General features: G+C 75.4%; 14 protein-coding genes. 7 read left to right on the top strand and 7 right to left on the bottom strand.

Annotation, left to right across the window (positions count from 1 at the left end):
* Positions 1-47: 47 nt before the first annotated feature.
* The 6 genes from pucD to HNR61_RS20585 all read right to left on the bottom strand — a co-directional run bounded on the left by pucD (position 48) and on the right by HNR61_RS20585 (position 8,034).
* On the bottom strand, positions 48-2,366 hold the full coding sequence (gene pucD, locus HNR61_RS20610; protein ID WP_182845186.1) for a xanthine dehydrogenase subunit D: 2,319 nt from the start codon (positions 2,364-2,366) through the stop codon (positions 48-50).
* A 99-nt stretch (positions 2,367-2,465) separates the two neighbouring features.
* Positions 2,466-3,152, bottom strand: a complete 687-nt coding sequence (locus HNR61_RS20605) for a GntR family transcriptional regulator (RefSeq protein ID WP_182844811.1) — start codon at positions 3,150-3,152, stop codon at positions 2,466-2,468.
* A 388-nt stretch (positions 3,153-3,540) separates the two neighbouring features.
* A complete protein-coding gene (sigJ, locus tag HNR61_RS20600) occupies positions 3,541-4,518 on the bottom strand; it encodes an RNA polymerase sigma factor SigJ (protein ID WP_312898001.1) in 978 nt (325 codons plus the stop codon).
* Complete coding sequence (locus tag HNR61_RS20595) at positions 4,515-5,231, bottom strand: SDR family oxidoreductase (protein WP_220509586.1); 717 nt, start codon at positions 5,229-5,231, stop codon at positions 4,515-4,517. The genes sigJ and HNR61_RS20595 overlap by 4 nt, the downstream gene beginning before the upstream one ends.
* Before the next feature lie 48 nt (positions 5,232-5,279).
* Positions 5,280-6,635 (bottom strand): amidohydrolase family protein, encoded by a 1,356-nt coding sequence (locus HNR61_RS20590; RefSeq protein WP_182844809.1) that lies wholly within the window; start codon positions 6,633-6,635, stop codon positions 5,280-5,282.
* 31 nt (positions 6,636-6,666) lie between these two features.
* Entirely contained in the window at positions 6,667-8,034 is a 1,368-nt protein-coding gene (locus tag HNR61_RS20585) for a nucleobase:cation symporter-2 family protein (protein WP_182844808.1), read from the bottom strand.
* Positions 8,035-8,491: 457 nt separating this feature from the next.
* Between HNR61_RS20585 and bdeA the strand changes: the two genes are divergently transcribed.
* Both bdeA and HNR61_RS20575 read left to right on the top strand, forming a co-directional pair.
* A complete protein-coding gene (bdeA, locus tag HNR61_RS20580; RefSeq protein WP_182844807.1) occupies positions 8,492-9,355 on the top strand; it encodes a bis(hydroxyethyl) terephthalate hydrolase in 864 nt (287 codons plus the stop codon).
* Between the two features lie 30 nt (positions 9,356-9,385).
* A complete protein-coding gene (locus HNR61_RS20575; protein ID WP_182844806.1) occupies positions 9,386-11,053 on the top strand; it encodes a substrate-binding domain-containing protein in 1,668 nt (555 codons plus the stop codon).
* Positions 11,054-11,082: 29 nt separating this feature from the next.
* Here the strand turns inward: HNR61_RS20575 and HNR61_RS20570 are convergent, their stop codons facing one another.
* A complete protein-coding gene (locus tag HNR61_RS20570; RefSeq protein ID WP_312898034.1) occupies positions 11,083-12,273 on the bottom strand; it encodes a PucR family transcriptional regulator in 1,191 nt (396 codons plus the stop codon).
* Between the two features lie 240 nt (positions 12,274-12,513).
* On the opposite strand from HNR61_RS20570, the gene HNR61_RS20565 reads away from it, so the two are divergent.
* The 5 genes from HNR61_RS20565 to HNR61_RS20545 all read left to right on the top strand — a co-directional run bounded on the left by HNR61_RS20565 (position 12,514) and on the right by HNR61_RS20545 (position 17,537).
* Complete coding sequence (locus tag HNR61_RS20565; protein ID WP_182844804.1) at positions 12,514-13,305, top strand: ABC transporter ATP-binding protein; 792 nt, start codon at positions 12,514-12,516, stop codon at positions 13,303-13,305.
* Positions 13,302-14,081 (top strand): ABC transporter ATP-binding protein, encoded by a 780-nt coding sequence (locus HNR61_RS20560; RefSeq protein WP_182844803.1) that lies wholly within the window; start codon positions 13,302-13,304, stop codon positions 14,079-14,081. Before HNR61_RS20565 ends, HNR61_RS20560 begins: the two co-directional genes overlap by 4 nt.
* Before the next feature lie 219 nt (positions 14,082-14,300).
* Complete coding sequence (locus HNR61_RS20555) at positions 14,301-15,191, top strand: branched-chain amino acid ABC transporter permease (RefSeq protein WP_182844802.1); 891 nt, start codon at positions 14,301-14,303, stop codon at positions 15,189-15,191.
* A complete protein-coding gene (locus HNR61_RS20550; protein WP_312898000.1) occupies positions 15,184-16,290 on the top strand; it encodes a branched-chain amino acid ABC transporter permease in 1,107 nt (368 codons plus the stop codon). The genes HNR61_RS20555 and HNR61_RS20550 overlap by 8 nt, the downstream gene beginning before the upstream one ends.
* Positions 16,287-17,537, top strand: a complete 1,251-nt coding sequence (locus HNR61_RS20545; RefSeq protein WP_182844801.1) for an ABC transporter substrate-binding protein — start codon at positions 16,287-16,289, stop codon at positions 17,535-17,537. Before HNR61_RS20550 ends, HNR61_RS20545 begins: the two co-directional genes overlap by 4 nt.
* Positions 17,538-17,543 lie beyond the last annotated feature (6 nt).

Below are 17,543 nucleotides of genomic sequence, written 5' to 3'. Positions count from 1 at the left end.
GGCCGGCCACGGCCCCGGTCACGGGTGGGGGCCGTACCTACGCCAGGTCAGGAAGTGCTCACCTCCTCGATTCCGGCCAGCTGGTCGGGCCGGACGGGGACGCGGGGCAGCTCCAGCCCGGTGGCGTCGCGCAGCGCGTTGACGATCGCCGGGGTGGACGACAGGGTGGGCGGCTCGCCGACGCCGTTGAGGCCGTAGGGCGCGTCGGGGTGCGGGGTCTCCAGCAGGTCGATCCGCACCGGCGGCATGTCGAGGATGGTGGGGATGAGGTAGTCGGTGAACGAGGGGTTGCGCACCCTCCCGTCCACGACCCGCACCTCCTCCATCAGCGCCAGCCCGAGGCCCTGGGCGGTGCCGCCCTCGATCTGGCCCTCGACGGCCAGCGGGTTGATCGCCCTGCCCACGTCCTCGGCGGTGGCCATCTCCACGACGCGGACCAGGCCGAGTTCGGTGTCGACCTCGACGACGGCGCGGTGGGCGGCGAACGCGAACGCGATGTGGGCGTCGCCCTGGCCGCGTTCGGGGTCGACGGGCTCGGTGGCGCGGTGGTGGTACTCGAAGGTCGCGGCGAGCTCCTCCCCCGCCAGCAGCTCGGCCAGCGGGATCGCGACGTCCCCGGAGGCGGCGTCCACGACCGCCCCGCCCTCCAGGGCCAGGTCGTCGGGCACCGCGCCGAGGACGCGGGCGGCGCGGTCCAGGACGCGGGCGCGGACGGCGCGGCAGGCGCCCTGCACGGCCCCGGCGGTCATCCAGGTCTGGCGGGAGGCCGAGGAGGAGCCGGAGTCGCCGATCAGGGTGTCGGCGTTGCGGACCGTGACGTCGGCGACGCCGAGCTCGGTGCGGGCGACCTGCGCCTGCACGGTGACCACGCCCTGTCCGCACTCGGCGGAGGCGGTGTACACCTCGGCGTGCGGGCGGCCGTCGCGGACCGCGACGGTGACGCGGGCGGTGCAGATGTCGTCGACGCCGCCGGAGTAGCCGATCGCCTTGACGCCGACCGCGTAGCCGACGCCGCGCCGCAGCGACTCACCGCGGGTGACGTTGCCGAGGCCGCCGGGCCAGGCGCGGGGGTCGCGGTGGTGGCCGGGGTCGGGCGGCAGGGGCGTGGCCCTGAGGCGTTCCAGCAGTTCCCGGACCGGCGCGGGGCCGTCGACCGCCTGGCCGGTGGGCAGGACCGTGCCGGTGGTCATGGCGTTGCGGACGCGCAGGTCGACGGGGTCCATGCCGAGCGCGCGGGCGAGCTTGTCCATGTTGGACTCGACGGCGTAGGCGGACTGGACCGCGCCGAAGCCGCGCATCGCGCCGCAGGGCGGGTTGTGGGTGAAGACCGCGTGGCCGTCGATGTCGGCGTTGGGCACCTCGTAGGCCCCGGCGGCGAAGTAGCAGGCGTTGGCGATGACGATCTGGGAGGTGGAGGTGTAGGCCCCGCCGTCCAGCAGCAGCCGCGCCGTCAGGTGGATGATCTTCCCGTCGCGGGTCGCGCCGTGCTCGACGCGGATCCGCGCGGGATGCCGGTGGACGTGCCCGAAGAACGACTCCTCGCGGTTGTAGACCATCTTCACCGGGCGGCCGGTGCGCAGCGCCAGCAGGCAGGCGTGGATGTGGACCGACAGGTCCTCGCGACCGCCGAACGCGCCGCCGACGCCCGCCATGGTGAGCCGCACCCGCTCCCGGGGCAGCCCGAGGGACGCGGCGACCTGGCGCTGGTCCTCGTGCAGCCACTGGGCGGAGACGTACAGGTCGACGCCGCCCTCGCCGTCGGGCACGGCCAGCCCCGACTCCGGTCCCAGGAACGCCTGGTCCTGCATGCCGACCTCGTACTCGCCGGACACCACGACGTCGGCGCGGGCGCGGGCGGCGGCGACGTCGCCGTGCCGGATCCGCACGTGGCGGACGAGGTTCCCGCCCGGGTGCACACGCGGCGCGTCCGGGTCGAGGGCGCGTCCGGGGTCGGTGAGCGGCGGCAGCACCGCGTACTCGACGACGATCCGCTCCAGCGCCCGCCGCGCGGCCTCGGGATCGTCGGCGGCCACGACGGCGACCGGCTCCCCCTGGTGGCGCACCACGTCCCGGGCGAGCACCGGCTGGTCGGGGACCTTCATCCCGTAGGTCCCGCTGCCGGGCACGTCCTGGTGGGTGAGGACCGCGCGCACGCCGGGCACCGCCAGCGCGGGCGCGGTGTCGATCCGGACGATCCGGGCGTGCGGGTGCGGGCTGCGCAGCGTCGCGCCCCACAGCATGCCCTCGCGGCGCAGGTCGGAGGAGTACTCGAAGGTGCCGCGGACCTTGGGGATCCCGTCGGGGCGGCGGGCGCTGGCGCCGACCCCGTCCGGGGTGGTGGCGCGTGCCCGGCGCCCGGTGGTCATGGTGCTCACGCGGGTCGTCCTTCCTCCGCGCCGCGCGGCGCGCTCGGGGGGTGGGAGAAGAGGAGGCGTGGCGGTGGTCGGAGGGAGGTCGGAGGCCGGTCAGGGGTCGGTGCGGCCGGTGGCCTGGCGGAGGCGGACCCGCAGCCGCGACACGTGGGTCCGGGCGGCGTGCTCGGCGGCGTCGGGGTCGCCCGCGGCCATCGCCTCGTAGATCCGGCGGTGCTCCTCCAGGGCGAGCCGGGGCGCGTGCGGGTGCCGCCACAGCGAGTGCAGGCCCAGGTGGGCCCGGCCCTGGAGCTGGTCGAGGACGTCGATGAGGTGCCGGTTGCCGGTGAGGGCGCGGATGGCCTGGTGGAAGCGCATGTCCTGGCGGACGTGGGCGCCCTCGCCGCCGCCCTCGGCGAGGACCTTCTCGTGCTCGCCCAGGATCCGTTCCAGCTCGGTCAGCGCCGCGACGTCCAGCCGTTCGGTGGCCAGCCGCGCGGCCAGTCCCTCCAGGGACTCGCGCACGGCGTAGAGCTGGTGCAGGTCCTCCACGTCCACGCTGCTGACCTCCGCGCCCCGGTGCGGGACGTGGGTGGCCAGTCCGTCGTGGATGAGCTTCTGCACCGCCTCGCGGACGGGGCTGCGGCTGATGCTCATCCGGTCGGCGAGGGCGGGGACGCTCAGCGGCGTGCCGGGGGTGAGGCGGTTCTCCAGGATGGCCGCCTTCAGCTCCTCGTAGGCGCGGTCGGCCAGCAGGCTGCCGGGGGCGATGGCCTTCACCGCGCTGTAGCTGGTCGTCATGTCCACTCCCTCGCTCGCGACACACGTTACATGCAATCAACCTCTCCGACTAGAGGCTGCTGAGGGCGATTGCATGTAAACGCGACCCCGCATCGTCGCGGCCACGGAATCATGGACGGCCGGTAAGTGCCTTGTAAGGACTTTCTCCGCAGGTCACAGGCAAGATCAATTTTATGGACAATCCGTCGTCTCCCGGTGACCACAAGGTCACGGACCCTCCCGGCGAGCCGTGCCGCCCCGACGGAGAACACCCTCACGACCGCGGGCCGACCTTCGACCCGGCCGGGCTCTCGGGGCCGCAACGGCGCGGTACGGCCTGCGTGGTGTGCGACAAGCGCTGGCCGCGCCCGGACGTCAGGATCGGCCGCCTCCCGGACGGGAGCCCGGCCTACTCCTGCGCGGACTGCGCCCCGGCCATGCCCTCCTGCGCGTCCGGCCCCACCCCCTGATCCACCGCTCCGCCCGGCGCGGGCGCGACGGCCGTTCCACCGGGGACGGAGGCGAGCTTGTCGGGGTTGCGGACGACGTCGATGGCCGTGATCCGGCCGTCGTCGACGGTCAGGGACGCCACCGACAGGACCCCGTCGTCGCCGCGCAGCACCAGGCCCGCCGCGCCGTTGACGGTGGTGATCCGCATCTCGCGCAGCGGGTCGCGGACGAACGACAGCACCAGGCGCGCCACCCGCCCCGCGCCGCGCTCCTCCCCCGGCAGGGAGCTGACCTTGCCGCCGCCGTCGCCCCGGCACACCACCCGGGGGTCCAGCAGCGCCGTCAGCCGTTCCAGGTCGCCGTCGCGGCAGGCGGCGGCGAACGCGGTGACCACCCGCCGCTGCTCGCCCGGGGTGGGCGGGAAGCGGGGCCGGCCCTCGGCGACGTGCCGGCGGGCGCGGGAGGCCAGCTGCCGCACGGCGGCCGGGGAACGGCCCACCACCTCGGCGACCTCGTCGAAGGTCAGCCCGAACACGTCGTGCAGCAGGAACGCGGTGCGCTCGGCGGGCGACAGGCTCTCCATCACCAGCAGCAGCGCGGTGCTGACCGACTCGTCCAGGGTGACCCGGTCGGCGGGGTCGCAGGCGTGGCCGAAGGCGGGGTCGCCGACCAGCGGCTCGGGCAGCCAGGTGCCCACGTACCTCTCGCGCCGGGCGCGGGCGCTGCCCAGGGCGTCCAGCGCCAGCCGCCCCACCGTCCTGATCAGCCAGCCGCGCAGGTCGCGGATCGCGTCCGGGTCCTCCAGCCCGCGCAGCCGCAGCCACGCCTCCTGCACGCAGTCCTCGGCCTCGGCGAGCGAGCCCAGCGTCGCGTACGCCACGCGCAGCAGGCGCGGCCGTTCGGCGTCGAAGCGGCGCGCGAGTTCGTCGGGGGTCACGGGCGCTCCAGCCAGGCGGTGAAGGTGGCGCTGCCCTGATGGTCGGGACGGACGCTGGTCAGCGCCCCGGCGCGCAGTTCCCGGCCCAGGCGTCCGGGCAGCGGGACCGGGAACGTCAGTGCCCGCCGCCCGGTCACCGAACGCCAGGTCCGCGCCAGGGCGCGGGCGTCGGCGACCTCGGGGCCCGCCACCTCGACCCAGCCGCGGCGCGCGGGCCGTTCGGCGACCTCGGCGATCGCGCGGGCGGCGTCGGCGGCGGCGACCGGCTGCAACAGGACCCTGGGCAGCGGCAGCACCGGGCCGCCCAGGGTCGCGGCGACCAGCTCGTGGAACTGCGCGGCCCGCACGATCGTCCACGGCACCGGCCCCTCGGTCACCGCGGCCTCCTGGCGGACCTTCGTGCGGAAGTACCCGATCGGCACGCGCCCGCAGCCCAGGACCGACACGCACACATGATGCCCCACCCCGGCGGCCGCCTCGGCCTCCAGCAGCCGCCGCGTCCCGTCCACCAGCGTCCGCGCGGCCTGCCGGGACTGGTCGTTGCTGGCGTCGACCACGACGGCGCAGCCCGCCAGCGCCTCCGGCAGGCCCGCCCCGGTCCGCAGGTCCACCGGGTGCTCGGCCGAGCCGCGGCTCAGCGCCCGCACCCGGTGCCCGCGCCCCTCCAGGTCCGCGACGACGTGGCGTCCCAGCGTTCCCGTCCCACCGATCACAGCGATTCTCATATCCGAAGGACGACGCGGGCCGCCCGAGTGTGACACCTACCGGGGCGGGCCCTCCAGCAGGGACGGGTCGGGGGCCGCCGCGACGGCGCGGGCGATCAGCTCCTTCTCGTCCACGCGGGTGCTGCGGCCGTCGGCGACCAGGACCTCGCCGTCCACCAGGACCGTGTCCACGGTGCGGGCGCTGCCGGTGGTCAGCAGCGTCGCGCCCGGGTCCAGGACCGGGACGCACCCCAGGTCCCGGTCGAAGCGCAGCAGGACCAGGTCAGCCCGGACGCCCGGGACCACGCCGTCCGGGCGCTCCTCCAGGCCGAGGACGGCGTTGGCGCCGTTGGTGGCCAGGTCCAGCATGTCGGCGAAGCCGAGCAGGTCGGAGCGGCCGTGGACGGCGCGTTGCAGGTAGGCGCCCATGCGCATGGTCTCCAGGGCGTCCTGGGTGTCGTTGCTGGCCGCCCCGTCCACGCCGAGGCCGACGCGGATGCCCGCCTCCAGCATCGCCGGGACCGGGGCCACACCGCTGCCCAGCCGCATGTTGCTCAGGGGGTTGTAGGAGACGCCCACGCCCCGCCCGGCCAGGACGCGGCGGCCCTCGGCGTCGAGCGCGCAGCAGTGGACCGCGAGGAGCCGGTCCCACAGGAAACCGGACTCCTCCAGGTAGGCGACCGCGCCCGTCCCGGCGTGCTCCCGGCACATGTCCTCGTCGGTCGCGGTCTCCAGCAGGTGGATGCTGGCGGTCATGCCGCGTTCCCCGGCGAACGCCCGCACCGCCCGCAGCCCCCGCGGGGTGAGCGAGCGCGGGTTCGGCACCGCCACCCCCATCCGGATCCGGCTTCCGGCGGTGCGGTCGGCCAGCGCGTCGATGTGGGCGAAGACCTCGCCGAGGGGCTCCATCAGGCGGGGCTCGAAGCCCCACCGGCGGGTGGCGTCGCCCCGGTCGGCCACGCCCCGGCACACCAGCGCGCGGATGCCGGTGTCGGCCAGCGCCTGGAGGATCGCGTCGTGGACCGCGCGCGAGGGGTGCGGCCACATGTGCTCGACCAGGGCGGTCGTCCCGCTGCGCAGCGCCTCCAGCGAGGCGGCCGCCGCCGCGACGTAGGCCTGCTCGGGGGTGAGCGCGACGGTGCCCTCGGCGACGTACCGCAGCCAGCGGATCAGCGGCTCGCCCTCGGCGATCCCGCGCATCACCGCCTGGTGCAGGTGGGTGTGGGTGTTGACCAGGCCGGGGATCAGATGGCCGCCGCCCCCGTCCAGGACCTCGCCGGCCGCCGGGCCGGTGCCGTGCGGCTCGACCGCCGTCACCCTCCCGTCGCGCAGGCGCACGTCCTGGCCGCCGATCCAGCGGCCCTGGGTCCACACGGTCACATCGCGGATCATCGTGGGGGCGGTGCTCGTCATCGCGGGGGTTCCCTTCCGTCATGCGGGTCTGTCACGCGGGTTCGGGCGCGGGCTCGGCGGCGCGTCGGCGGCGGGTCTCGTTGAGCAGCAGGTTGAGCAGGAACGCCGTGATGCCGCCCGCCGCGATGCCGCTGCCGAGCACCGTCTGGGCGAACGCGGGGAACCGGTCGTACACGTGCGGCGCGCCGACCGGCATGAAGCCCATCCCGAACGACACCGCCACGACCAGCATGTTGCGCGAGTCGGCCAGGTCGGCCTGGGCGAGGATGCGCAGGCCCACCGCCCCGACCACGCCGAACATCACCACGCCGACGCCGCCGAGCACCGGGCCGGGCAGCGCGGCGACGACCGCGCCGAGCTTGGGCACCAGGCCGAGCACCACCAGGATCACGCCGGACCCGGCGACCACCCACCGGCTGAGGACCCGGGTCATGGAGACCAGGCCGACGTTCTCGCCGAAGGTGACGATGGTGAAGGAGTTGAACACCCCGGCGACGGCGGTGCCCGCGCCGTCGGCGCGCAGCGCCCGGGCGACCTCGGGCGGGCCGACCTCGCGGCCGACGATCTGCCCCATGGCCAGGGTGTCGCCCGCCGACTCGACCATGTTGACGAGCTGCACGATGACCATCGGCAGGATCGCCGACAGCACGAACACCGGCGCCCCGAAGTCGAACGGCATGACGATCCCGAACGCGTCGGCCCTCCCGACGCCGGAGAAGTCGACCAGTCCCATCGGGACCGCCACGGCCGTTCCGGCGACCAGGGCCAGCAGCACCGCGACGCGGGCGACGACCGGCGGCCCGAACCGCTCCATGAGCAGGATGAACGCGATCGTCCCGGCGGCCAGCGCGATGTTGGCCGGGGCCGCGCCGTCGGTGGCCGCCTTCGGGTCGTGGTGCGCGACCAGGTGGGCGGTGGAGGGGACCAGGCTGAACCCGATGATGGCGATGACCGTGCCGGTCACCAGCGGCGGGAAGAACCGCAGCAGCCGGGAGAAGTAGGGTGCGGCCAGGAACGTCAGCGCGCCCGCGACCAGCGTCGCGCCGAACACGGCGGGCAGCCCGGCGTCGCGGCCGACGATGATGGCGGGCCCGATGCCGGTGAAGGTGGAGCCCATGACGATGGGCATCCGCACGCCGACCCGCCAGACGCCGATGGTCTGCAGCAGGGTGGCGACGCCGCTGACGAACAGGTTGGCGGTGATCAGCGCGGCGATCCGGTCGCCGGGCAGGCCGATGCCCGTGCCGATCAGCAGCGGGACGGTGACCATGCCGGAGTAGGCGATCAGCACGTGCTGGACGCTCAGCGGGGCGAGGACGCGCAGCCGCGGCACGGCGTCCACGGGGTCGGGCCCGGACGCGCCGGGTGGTTCCGGAGACCGGTTGCGGATCGAGGACATGCGGCGTCTCCCTCCCCTCCGCGCCGGGCGCGGAGGATTCCATCCGTCCTGCCGGCTCCGGCTCACCAACACATTGCATGTAATGTGAACCGGGCGACAACCCCCGAGATCGTGCGTCGTGGGCTCAGTACAGCAAGTGGCGCCGATCACTCCTAGTGGACCGGGCTACGAACACCGGGCCGCGGCGGACCGAACTTTTGTAGGCGGGCACCAAAAGCGGCCTCCGTTTTCCTCGCGCTTTCCGCGTGCCACGCCGGGATCGCAGACGCCTCACCCGCGCCCTCCCCCGCCGCCCGCGCGCCCTCCCGTCAGAAGACAGGCGATCTCGCCGATGGCGGACGGCCCGGGCCCTCCAAGAATCACGGCTGTCGATTTCCCCCCGGAATCCTCACGCGGAACGCGCCGTGCCCCCGCATCGCGTCCCGGAGGATTTCCTCCCCCGAAGGAGTGCATCGACATGCTCCCGAAGAAGACCGCAGCCGCCACCGCCCTGGCGGCCGTGATGTGGGGCGGGCTGCTCAGCCCGCCCGCGCAGGCCGCACAGAACCCCTACGAGCGCGGTCCCGCCCCGACCGAGGCGAGCATCGAGGCCCCGCGCGGCCCGTTCGCCACCTCGCAGACGACCGTGTCGTCGCTGTCCGTCACCGGCTTCGGCGGCGGCACCATCTACTACCCGACCAGCACCGCCGAGGGCACGTTCGGCGCGGTCGCGATCGCGCCCGGCTACACCGCCGACCAGAGCAGCATGTCCTGGTACGGCCCCCGGCTGGCCTCGCAGGGCTTCGTGGTCTTCACCATCGACACCCTCACCCGCTTCGACCAGCCCGACAGCCGGGGCCGGCAGCTGGAGGCGGCCCTGGACTACCTGACCCAGCGCAGCTCGGTCCGGTCCCGCATCGACGCCACCCGGCTCGGCGTGATGGGCCACTCGATGGGCGGCGGCGGTTCCCTGGAGGCCTCGGTGAGCCGCCCGCAGTTGCAGGCGGCGATCCCGCTCACCCCGTGGAACCTGGACAAGACCTGGTCGGACGTGCGCGTCCCCACGCTCATCATCGGCGCGCAGAACGACTCGGTCGCGCCGGTGTCCTCCCACTCCGAGCCGTTCTACTCCACGATCCCCGCCTCGTCGGAGAAGGCGTACCTGGAGCTGGCGGGCGCCTCCCACTTCGCGCCCAACATCTCCAACACCACGATCGCCAAGTACAGCATCTCCTGGCTCAAGCGGTTCATCGACAACGACACCCGCTACGAGCAGTTCCTGTGCCCCGCGCCGCGCGAACGGGAGATCTCCGAGTACCGCGACACCTGCCCGCACGCCTGACCCCGGCGGGCTCCCCGAAGGACCATCACCGTGACACACCCCACCGACGGCGGCCGCTCCACGCGGCCGCCGTCGGCCGTGGGGCGCCGCAGGCGGCGCGGCCGCCGGTTCCCGGTCGCCGCCACCGTCGCCGCCCTCGGCTCCGCGGCCCTCTGCGCCACCGCGACGGTGTACGCCGTCGAGGCCGTGCGCGGCTGCGACGCCCCGCTGGTGCTCGACGTCGCCGTCGCGCCCCGGCTCGCGCCCGCCGTCGCGGCGGTGGCCGGGCGGTTCGGGCGGGCCGGGCACGAGGCCGGGGGCCGGTGCGTGCGGGCCGCGGTCCGCGCCGCCGACCCCGCCGACGTGGCGACGCTGCTGTCCGGGCGCGCCCTGCCCGGCCCCGGAACGCGGCGACCGGACGTGTGGATCCCCGACTCGTCGCTGTGGCCGGGCCGGATCCCGGCCGGCCGGCGGCCCGCGGTGGGCGGGCCGGTCGCCGCGACCCCGCTGGTGCTGGTCACCGTCGGCGCGTCCGCGCCGGTGACGTCGTGGCGGCCGGTGCTGGCGGCCGACGGCCGCACCCGCGTGCGGCTGCCCGACCCCGAACGCGACGCCGCCGGGATGGGGGTGCTGGTGGTCGCGCGCACGCTGCTGGGCGGGTCGCGGGACGCCGGGGCCTCGTTCGCCGCGCTGGCCCGGACGCTGCGGCAGGGAACGCTGGGCGACGTCCGCGCGGGCCTGACCGCCGCGCCGGGCCGTCCGGCCGTCGTCGTGGCCCCCGAGCAGACGGTGCGGGAGCACAACCGCCGCTCCCCGGCGCCGGCGGCCACCGCGGCGCTGCCCCGGGAGGGCACGGTGGTGCTGGACCACCCGTTCACCGTGCCGCGCGAGACGGAGGCGTCGCCGGACCGGGCCCGCGCCGCGCGCCTGCTGGAACGCGCGCTGCGCGAGCGGAGCGCCCGCGCGGCGTTCCGGCGGGAGGGGTTCCGCGACCCGGGCACCGCCTCGGACGCCCTGCCGGTGCGGGCGCTGCCGGTCCCGGCGGACGCGCGGATCCGGGAGATCGCGCAGTCGTGGTCGCGGCTGGCGCTCGGCTCCCGGATGCTGTCGCTCATCGACGTGTCGGGCTCGATGGGGGCGGCCGTCCCCGGCGGCGGCACCCGGTTGCAGGCCGTCGCCGAGGTGTCCCGCGAGGGGTTGGCGCTCCAGCCCGACGACACCGAACTGGGCCAGTGGCTGTTCGCCACCCGGCTGGACGGCTCCCGCGACTGGCGGGAGACGGTGCCGATCGGCCCGCTCGGCGAGCGCGCCGGATCGGCCACCCGCCGCCAGCTCATCCTGAGCTCCCTGGCCGCGCTGCGGCACGAGCGGGGCGGCGGCACCGGCCTGTACGACACGATCCTGGCCGCCTACCGGCACCTGATCCGCACCTACCGGACCGACATGGTCAACACGCTGCTGGTGTTCACCGACGGCGGCAACGACGACCCCGGCGGCCCGTCGCTGGACCGGACGCTGCGGCTGCTGCGCGCCGCCCGCGACCCGGTCCGTCCGGTGCAGGTCGTCGCGATCGGCGTCGGGCCCGGCGTGGACACCGCCGCGCTGCGCCGCGTCACCGGGGTGACCGGCGGGGGCGTGTACGCCGCCCGGCACGCCGCCGACATCCGGCAGATCTTCCGGACGGTGACGGCGCGCCGCGTCTGCGCCCCCGGCTGCTGAGCCGTCCGGGCGGTGTCACCCGTGGCGGCTCACTCGGGCGGGGAGGGCCGCAGCAGCCGCACCGAGCTGAGCGCGAGGACCAGTTCGACCAGGTCGGCCGGGTTCGACAGCACGCGCCCGGTGAGCCTCTCGATGCGGCGCAGCCGGTTGAGGACGGTGTTGTGGTGGCAGTAGAGCCGGGTCGCGGCGCGGGCGGCCGACCCGTCGCACTCCAGCCAGGCCGCCAGCGTCTCCAGCAGCACCTCGCGCGAGCCGGGGTCGGTCGCCAGGACCGGGCCGAGCACGGTGGAGCTGAGCCGGTCGGCCAGCCGGGGCTGGGACACCAGCAGCGCGTCGGGCAGCCGCCGGTCCAGCAGCACGATCTCCTGTTCGCCGGGGCGGCAGGAGCGCAGCGCCAGCTCGGCCAGCCACCGCGCGGTGCCCAGCTCGGCCAGGGTGCCCACGACCGGGCTGATCCCGGCGCTGGCCCCGGCGTGCGGGCGCAGCATCCCCACCAGGTCGGCGGGGTCGGCCGCGCCCAGGGACACCAGGGCGGCCTGCGTGCCGTCGGCGCGGGTATGCCACAGGAACCGGACGCCGTCCTCGCCCGCCGGGCGGTGCGCGACCGGCTCCGGCTGGCGTCCCAGCACCACCACCGCGTACCGGCCGCGCGCGGGCAGCCCCAGGACCTCGGTCGCGGTGGCGGGCAGGCCGTCCTCGCGGCCCTCCAGCAGCGCGTCCACGACGGCCTGGACGCGTTCCTCGTTGCGGCGCAGCAGGTCGTACTCGGTGCGGTGGTAGGCGGCCGCGACCGCGCTGGACTGCTCGTCGATGGTGTCCCAGGTGCGGGTGGCCTGCCGGACCAGCACCGGGACGTGCGCCGGGTCGTCCTGCGCGACCACCTCGACGACGGCCTCCCAGAACACCCGGCCCGCCAGCCGGTAGGAGCGCAGCAGCAGGTCCAGCGGCAGGCCCTGCTCGGCGCGGCGGCGGCCGAGCCGTTCGGCCCACTCCAGGTCGGCGCGGCGGCGGCCGGGGTCGAGGATCGACTCGATGCCGTGGCCGAGGCCGGTGCGGGCGACCTGCCACAGGTCCTCGCGGGACGTGGCGGGCCGCGCGCGCTCCTCGCCGTTCAGGATCTCGGCGACCAGCCGGTCGGCCAGCTCGGGCAGCCGGTCGGCCAGCCGCCGGACCGCGCCACGCATGATCTCGCCGCCGGAGCGGTCGGCGGCCGTCGTCACCTGCGCCAAGGGTCACCTCCAACCGAGTGGGCGTCATCGTCCCACCGCCGCCGCCCGAAGACCAGGGGATTGTGAGCCGTCACAACCGGACCGCTCCCGCGTTGCGCCCGCTCCCCGAATTAGAACGTCGCTCTAGACCTGCGGGCGGACCGCGTGCTGACGTATGCCCCCGATCACCCCACGCGAGGACCGAGGAGGCAGGGTGCGCGATGAGCAGGGCCGGCGCGGGAGGCCGCCCCGATGAGTTCCCCCGCATTGACCGTCCGCGACCTGACCGTCGACTACGGGCCCGTGCGCGCCCTGCGCGGGGTGTCGCTGGAGGTGCCCGAGGGCGGGCTGGTCACCGTCCTCGGCGGCAACGGCGCGGGCAAGTCCACGCTGCTGCGCGCGGTGTCGGGCGTGCTGGCGTTCCACGGCGGCGCGGTCCGCGAGGGCGAGGTGCTGGTGGACGGCGTGTCGCTGCGCGGCCGGCGGCCCGACCAGATCGTCGCGCGCGGCGTGGTCCACGTCCCCGAGGGACGGCAGGTGTTCGCCCGCATGACGGTCGGCGAGAACCTGCGCGCCGGGGCCCTGGGCGCCCGCGACCGGCGACGGGTGGCGGCGGCCCGCGACCGCGTGCTGCGGCTGTTCCCGGTGCTGGCCGAACGCGAGCGCCAGCGCGCCGGGCTGCTGTCGGGCGGCGAGCAGCAGATGCTGGCGATCGGCCGCGCCCTGATGGCCGGGCCCCGGCTGCTGCTGCTGGACGAACCGTCGCTCGGGCTGGCCCCCATCATGATCGACCGGATCGCCGAGACGGTCCGCGCCGTCAACCGCGAGGGCATCGCGATCCTGCTCATCGAGCAGAACGCCGCGCTGGCGCTGCGGCTGGCCGACCACGCCTACGTGCTGGAGGTCGGCCGCGTGGCCCTGTCGGGCCCGGCCGACCGGCTGGCCGACTCCCCCGAGGTCCGCGACCGCTACCTGGGGCTGGTCCCGGAGGAGGCCCCCGAGGACGAGACCGCCGCCCCGGCGCTGGCGAGGTGGTCGCCGTGACCGCCACCGACGTCCCCGAGCTGGTGGCGACCGGGCTGACGGTGCGGTTCGCCGGGCTCACCGCGCTCGACGGGGTGGACCTCACCGTGCGGCCGGGCTCGCTGCACGCGCTGATCGGCCCCAACGGCGCGGGCAAGTCCACCTGCTTCAACGTGCTGTCGGGCGTGTACCGGGCGGACGCGGGCAGCGTGCGGTTCGGCGACGCCGAGCTGACCGCGCTGCCCCCGCACCGCATCGCCGCCCTCGGCGTGGCGCGGACGTTCCAGAACATCGCGCTGTCGGAGCGGCTCAGCACCGCCGACAACCTCATGCTCGGCCGCCACCGGCTCACCCGCGCCGGGGTGCTGTCGGCCGGGCTGCGGCTGCCGCGCGCCCGGAGCGAGGAACGGCGGCACCGGGCGCGCGCGGCGGAGATCGCCGAGTTCGTCGGCGTCGCCGAGCACCTGGCCGTGCCCGCCGGGGCGCTGCCCTACGGGGTCCGCAAACGCGTCGAGCTGGCGCGGGCCCTGTGCGCCGAACCACGCCTGCTGCTGCTCGACGAGCCGGTCGCCGGGATGAACGGCCCCGAGCGGCACGCGATGGCCCGCGCGATCCGCCAGGCCCGCGACGCCCTCGGCCTGTCGGTGGTGCTGGTCGAGCACGACATGGCGATGGTCGCGCGGCTGGCCGACGAGGTCACCGTCCTGGACTTCGGCCGCCGCATCGCGGCCGGACCGCCCGACCGGGTCCGCCGCGACCCCGCCGTCATCCGCGCCTACCTGGGAGAACAGTCATGACCCCCGCATCACCGTGCCTCCGGCACGACGGACCCCGGCACCTGGACGCCGGGTCCTCCCCCGCCTCCGGCCCGACCCGGTCGACGCCATGACGGCGCTGATGGCCGCGCCTCCGCGCGGCGGGTCCTGGCGCTGGGACTCCAGGCCTTCCCTCGTCGCTTACAAGATCGCTCGCAAGCTCCCGATCTCGACGCTCCTCAGTCCAGGCCAGGAGGCGCCATGACCGGGCTCGTCGAGGTCCTGGTGAACGGCCTGTCGGCCGGCTCGGTGTACGCGCTGATCGCGCTGGGCTTCGTCATCATCTACAAGGCCACCGAGGTGGTGTCGTTCGCGCACCCCTCGCTGCTGCTGGCGGGCGGCTACGTGATCGCCGAGTTCCACGACGAGCTGGGGTTCTGGCCCGCCGTCGTCGCCGGGGTCGCCGCCACCGCGCTGCTGGCCGCGCTGGTGGAGGTGCTGGTGCTGCGCCGGGTGCGCTCCGGTGTGCACGGCACGCTCAGCATCGTCACGATCGGCGTGGACATCGTGCTGACGGTCGAGCTGGCCCGGCGGATCGGCACGCGGGTGCTGCCGCTGGGCGACCCGTGGGGCGACGCGGTCGTGCGGTTCGGCGGGGTGACCGTCGCGCAGGCGCGGCTGGCGGCGATCGCCGTCGCGGTCGCCGCGATCGCCGCGTTCCTGCTGGCGTTCAAGTTCACCTCCTGGGGCGTCGCGATGCGCGCGACGGCCGAGCGCCGGGAGACCGCGGCGCTGATGGGCGTGCGGCTCGGCAGGGTGTCGGCCGGGGCGTGGGCGGTGGCGGGGGTGTTCGCGGCGCTGGCGGCGGTGTTCCTGTGCGCCTTCCCCACGCCGGGGCTGGACCGGGCGACCTCGTTCGCGGCGCTCAAGGCGCTGCCCGCCGCCGTCATCGGCGGCGTGGACTCCACCACCGGCGCGCTGGTCGGCGGGCTGCTGATCGGGATCACCGAGGCGGCGGTCGTCGGCTACCAGAACGAGTGGGGCCTGCTCGGCCACGGCTTCGCCGACGTCGCGCCCTACCTGCTGATGGTGCTGGTGCTGCTGTGGCGTCCGGCGGGCCTGCTCGGCACCCGGGAGGTGGCCCGTGTCTAGGCTCCCCCTCGTCCTGCTCGTCGCGGGCCTGGTGGCCCTGCCGTTCTACGCCGGGCCGTTCTGGCTGCAGGCGGGCCTGTTCGCGATGTCGGCCGCCGTCGGCGCGATCGGGCTGAACATCCTCACCGGCGCGGCCGGGCAGCTGTCGATGGGCCACGCGTTCTTCCTCGCCGTCGGCGCCTACTCCTACGTGTGGCTGTCGGCCGGATCCGAACGCGCCGCCGGCGTGGAGCTGAGCGGGCTGGGCCTGCCGACCGGGCTCGCTGCGGTCGCGGCCGTGGCGCTGGCGGGCGCGGTCGGCTGGCTGTGCGCGCCGCTGGCCGGGCGGCTGAAGGGCGCGGCGCTCGGCATCGCGACCCTGGCGCTGGTGTTCGTCGGCCAGCACGTGATGTACCGCGCCGAGGAGGTGACCGGCGGGGCCAACGGCCGCGCGGTGCCGCCGCTGGAGGTGTTCGGGCTTCGCTTCGCCGACGCGCCCGAGCCGCCGCTGGTGCTCGGCGTGCCGTTCGGCGGGCTGGAGCAGCTGTGGTACCTGGCCCTGGTCGTGCTCGGCGGCGCGGCGTGGTTCGCGCGGGGCGTGCTGCGGTCGCGGCCCGGCCGGGCGTTCAACGCGCTGCGCGACCACGAGATCGCGGCCGGGGCGCTGGGCGTGCCGGTGGCGCGGCTGCGGGCGACGGCGTTCGCGCTGTCGTCGATGTACGCCGGGCTCGCGGGCGTCCTGCTGGCCCTGGTGTTCCAGCGGACCGTGCCCGAGTACTTCGGGCTGGCGCTGGCCCTGGACTACCTCGCGATGATCGTCATCGGCGGGCTGGGGTCGGTGGGCGGCGCGGTGGCGGGCGCGGTGTTCGTGGCGCTGCTGCCGTCGCTGCTGACCCGCTACGGCGACGCGCTGCCGCTGGTGGCCGAGCCCGGCGGGCCCGGTGTGGCCCCCGCCGAGGCCGCCCGGATGCTCTACGGCGTCGTGTTCGTCGCGGTGCTGCTGTTCCTGCCCACCGGCCTGCGCGGCCTGGCCGCCCGGCTCCGCCCGCCCGCGCGGCCCGCCCGCGCCACCGCCGACCCGACCCCCGCCACCCCGAAGACCGAGGAGCAACCCGCATGAACCACCTCACCCGACTCACCGGCGCGGCCCTGCTGCTGGCCCTGACCGCCGCGGGATGCAGCGGCAAGGCCACCGGCGGCGCCTCGCAGGACGGCGTCAAGACCGGCCCCGGCGTCACCAAGGACAAGATCACCGTGTCGGCGCTCACCGACCTGACCGGCCCCTACGCCGCGCTCGGCAAGGGCGTCACCCAGGCGCAGAAGCTCTACTACGACCAGGTCAACAACGCCGGCGGCATCTGCGGCCGCAAGGTCGAGCTGGTGGTGCGCGACCACGGCTACGACGTGCAGAAGGCGCTGGCCGCCTACAGCGAGGTCGCGCCCCGCTCGGCCGCGCTCCCCCAGGTCATCGGCTCCCCCATCACCGTCGCGCTGCGGCAGCGCGTGGAGGCCGACAAGCTGCTGACCATTCCGCAGGCGTGGGCGCACACCCTGCTCGGCAGCAAGTACGTGCAGATCACCGGCACCACCTACGACGTCGACATGGTCAACGCGGTGGCGTTCCTGACCGGGGAGAAGGGGATCAAGAGCGGCGACAAGGTGGGGCACCTGCGGCTGGAGGGCGACTACGGGCAGAGTTCGCTGACCGGGGCCCGCCACGCGGCGCAGAAGGCCGGGCTGACGCTGGTGGAGCAGCAGGTCAAGCCGACCGACGCCGACATGACCGCGCAGGTGGGGGCGTTCCGGCGGGCCGGGGTGAAGGCGGTCCTGGTCAGCGTCAGCCCCAAGCAGGCCGCCTCGCTGGTCGGGGTGAGCGCCGCCGGGGGCCTGAACGTGCCGTTCGTCGCCAGCAACTCGGCGTTCGCCCAGCAGCTGCTGGCCACCCCGGTCGGGCCGGTGATGGAGAAGAACTACTACATCGTCACCGCCGCCGCGCCGTTCAGCATGGACCTGCCCGGCCTGAAGAAGCTCGCCGGGGAGTACCAGATGGCCTACAAGGGGCAGCCGCTCGACAGCGCCGTGCTGTCGGGCTACAGCACCGCCGCCGTCGTCGGCGAGGCGCTGCGGAAGGCGTGCGCCGGCAAGGACCTCACCCGCGAGGGCATCGTCAACGCCCACCGCTCCGGCAAGAGCCCCGACCTCGGCCTGGGCTCGGCGCCGGAGGACTTCACCCGCTGGGACGTGCCCGCCGCCCGCGCCAGCTACGTCGTGCGGCCCGACCGCAAGGCGGTCGGCGGGACCTCGCTGGTGCAGAAGGCCACCGAGTCCGACCTGGTCCGCGACTACCGTCCGCCCGCGGGCGGCTGAGCGGAA

Origin of the sequence: Actinomadura kijaniata, from assembly GCF_014138665.1 — a bacterium.
Classification (GTDB): Bacteria; Actinomycetota; Actinomycetes; order Streptosporangiales; family Streptosporangiaceae; genus Spirillospora; species Spirillospora kijaniata.
The sequence above is the reverse complement of the archived record's forward strand: the minus strand, read 5'-3'. Positions and strand labels throughout refer to the sequence as shown.

Excerpts from the sequence above, each read along its gene's own strand:
- pucD (WP_182845186.1), bottom strand. The coding sequence starts at position 2,366 with ATGACCACCGGGCGCCGGGCACGCGCCACCACCCCGGACGGGGTCGGC.
- HNR61_RS20605 (WP_182844811.1), bottom strand. The coding sequence starts at position 3,152 with ATGACGACCAGCTACAGCGCGGTGAAGGCCATCGCCCCCGGCAGCCTG.
- HNR61_RS20590 (WP_182844809.1), bottom strand. The coding sequence starts at position 6,635 with ATGACGAGCACCGCCCCCACGATGATCCGCGATGTGACCGTGTGGACC.
- HNR61_RS20585 (WP_182844808.1), bottom strand. The coding sequence starts at position 8,034 with ATGTCCTCGATCCGCAACCGGTCTCCGGAACCACCCGGCGCGTCCGGG.
- bdeA (WP_182844807.1), top strand. The coding sequence starts at position 8,492 with ATGCTCCCGAAGAAGACCGCAGCCGCCACCGCCCTGGCGGCCGTGATG.
- HNR61_RS20565 (WP_182844804.1), top strand. The coding sequence starts at position 12,514 with ATGAGTTCCCCCGCATTGACCGTCCGCGACCTGACCGTCGACTACGGG.
- HNR61_RS20555 (WP_182844802.1), top strand. The coding sequence starts at position 14,301 with ATGACCGGGCTCGTCGAGGTCCTGGTGAACGGCCTGTCGGCCGGCTCG.
- HNR61_RS20545 (WP_182844801.1), top strand. The coding sequence starts at position 16,287 with ATGAACCACCTCACCCGACTCACCGGCGCGGCCCTGCTGCTGGCCCTG.